Source organism: Rhodohalobacter halophilus, from assembly GCF_001715195.1.
GTDB lineage: Bacteria > Bacteroidota > Rhodothermia > Balneolales > Balneolaceae > Rhodohalobacter > Rhodohalobacter halophilus.
The window spans coordinates 1-1,775 of record NZ_MDWE01000065.1; the positions used below are offsets into that span (position 1 = coordinate 1).

Genomic DNA, 1,775 nt, shown 5'->3' on the forward strand with positions numbered 1-1,775 from the left:
TCTACAAAAAAGTCAATAGCGAGTTCGTTATAGATTTGATAGCGCCAGAGTATAAACATTGTGAGAAATACTACTGAATAGACAATAAAGGGTATATCTGTCTGCAGGAAACGGCCTGAGATTTTCTGTCGGAGCGTCTCTTTTGCTTCTTTCATGGACTTTTATTTAATAAAGAGTGTAGTGTAAAAACAGTCAGTCTAAACGAATAAACAACATCTGAAGTAGATCTTTTAGTCAATTATTAAAACGGTATTTATCGTTAAAACTTTGTCTGAAAAATTTTACAAATTGCACTTAGCCAGGTTAATCAAACTTCATCCCTATGAAATCTTTCATATTAGCACTCTTTACCACTTTTGTTACATTTTTTTCAATTCATGTCCATGCCCAAACTGTTGTCTTCCAAGATGTTCATCTTCTCTCGATGGAAACTGACCGGGTTGCCTCAAATCAAACGGTGATTGTGGAAGATGGAGTCATCAGATGGGTGGGTCCGGCAGCCGAAGCTGAACTGCCACGCGGTGCGGAGATCATTTCCGGAGAGTACTATCTGATGCCCGGCCTGGCAGAAATGCACGCTCATATTCCGTCTGAACGGCAGGGAGAAGAGTATGTGGATCAAGTGTTGAAAATGTATGTTTCGCAGGGAATCACAACCATTCGCGGTATGCTGGGTGAGCCATCTCATCTTGTACTCCGGGAAAAAGCGCAGGCCAGAGAGATTGTGAGTCCGAGAATTTTTACGTCCGGTCCATCGTTCAACGGAAACTCTGCAACTAATCCCGAACAAGCTCGTCAGATGGTACGGGATCAGAAAGCAGCCGGGTATGATTTACTGAAGCTGCATCCGGGGCTGTCCCGCGATGTTTTTGATGCAATGGCCGATGAAGCCCAGAAACAGGGCATGGAGTTTTCAGGACACATCTCCTACGATGTTGGTCTGGAACGAACTCTCGAAGGCGGACAGGGCACGATTGATCACCTGGATCGCTATATGGAATTTATGGCCGGTGAGGCCGCTAATCGACCGGATCCGAATATCATCTATTTCGGGTACGATTTAACTCCTCATGTGAATGAATCATTGATCGATGAAGCTGCCCGACGAACGGTTGAAGCCGGAGTATGGAATGTGCCGACGAACACACTATTGGAGAATGTATTCAATCCGGAGAATACAGTGGGAGTGATGATGGACTGGCCCGGTGTGGATCGAATGCCGGAGAGTGTGGTAAACGGCTGGCAGAATTACATTGCAAATATTCGATTATCCGAAGATTTTGATGAAGAGCAGGCGCTTAACTATCTGCAGATCCGGAAAAAACTGACGTTTGCCTTGCACGAGTCCGGTGCGAAGCTGCTACTTGGCGCGGATGCCCCGCAAATCTTCAACCCGCCGGGATATTCCGCACACCGCGAGCTGGAGTTGTTGGTTGAATCCGGGCTGACTCCATACGAAGCTTTAAAAACGGGAACTGTTAATGTTGGGGAATATCTTGAAGAACCCGATCAAACCGGAAAAGTAGCCAAAGGGTATCGTGCAGATCTGATATTGTTGAGTAGTAATCCATTGAACTCCATTCCATTCGGAGAGAATATTGAGGGTGTGATGGCGAGAGGAACGTGGTACTGGAGCGGGGATTTGGATTAAAATTACCAAGTCTGCTGAATTCCTTGATGTCCGTGAAAAGAGATGGTATTTCTATGCTGATTAAATTCTTTATTATATTTCCATAATCAGTCATTCAATAAAATAATAGTACCACTTTAACATT

The 1,775-nt window shown here is 44.6% G+C and carries 1 protein-coding gene; it reads left to right on the forward strand.

All coding sequences use genetic code 11. From position 1 onward, the window contains the following. Positions 1-322: 322 nt before the first annotated feature. Positions 323-1,651 (forward strand): amidohydrolase family protein, encoded by a 1,329-nt coding sequence (locus tag BG260_RS13320; protein WP_069133453.1) that lies wholly within the window; start codon positions 323-325, stop codon positions 1,649-1,651. Positions 1,652-1,775 lie beyond the last annotated feature (124 nt).